The sequence below is a fragment of the Mesorhizobium sp. M7A.F.Ca.US.014.04.1.1 genome, assembly GCF_003998745.1.
GTDB classification, from domain to species: Bacteria; Pseudomonadota; Alphaproteobacteria; order Rhizobiales; family Rhizobiaceae; genus Mesorhizobium; species Mesorhizobium ciceri.
Window position 1 is genome coordinate 1 of sequence record NZ_RZRW01001329.1, and the last position, 624, is coordinate 624.

General features: G+C 65.7%; 1 protein-coding gene. It reads left to right on the top strand.

Features of this window, described 5'->3' with window-relative positions; all coding sequences use genetic code 11:
* Positions 1 to 121 precede the first annotated feature (121 nt).
* Positions 122 to 583 carry a YbaK/EbsC family protein gene (locus EOA22_RS36375; RefSeq protein ID WP_013532225.1) on the top strand — a complete coding sequence of 154 codons (462 nt, stop codon included), beginning with the start codon at positions 122 to 124 and terminating at the stop codon, positions 581 to 583.
* Positions 584 to 624 lie beyond the last annotated feature (41 nt).

Below are 624 nucleotides of genomic sequence, written 5' to 3' on the forward strand. Positions count from 1 at the left end.
GCGTCTGCTTCAGCCTGGCGCTTGCCGATTTGTATGCCGCGCGTGCTTATATGCGCGGCGGCCCCGGCTGCTGGACAGCAATCCGCCGTCCTTCAAGTTTTTGAACCATGGGTTTTTCGATATGAGCCTGGACTCCGTTCGTGCGTTCTTTGCCACCCACGCGCCCGACATCGATGTCATCGTCACGGAGGCGAGCTCGGCGACGGTGACCCTGGCGGCCGAGGCGCATGGCGTGCTGCCGGCGCAGATCGCCAAGACGATCTGCCTGCGCGTCGGCGACCGCACCATGCTGGTGGTGACCAGCGGCATCGCCAGGCTGGACAACCGCAAGTTCAAGGACCAGTTCGGCGGCAAGCCGCGCATGCTCGACGCGGCGGAAGTTGTCGAAGCGACGAGCCACCCGGTCGGCGGCGTCTGCCCGTTCGGCCTGCCGGCGCCGCTGCCGGTCTATTGCGACGTATCGCTGCGCGAATTTGACGAGGTCGTGCCCGCGGCAGGCGCCACCAATGCGGCGGTGCGGATCAGCCCGCAGAGGATGGTTGAGCTGATTGGGGCTGAGTGGATCGATGTGTGCCAGGGGTAGCCCAAGCCAGAGTTCAAGCGGCAGAGCACATGGTTGCCCCG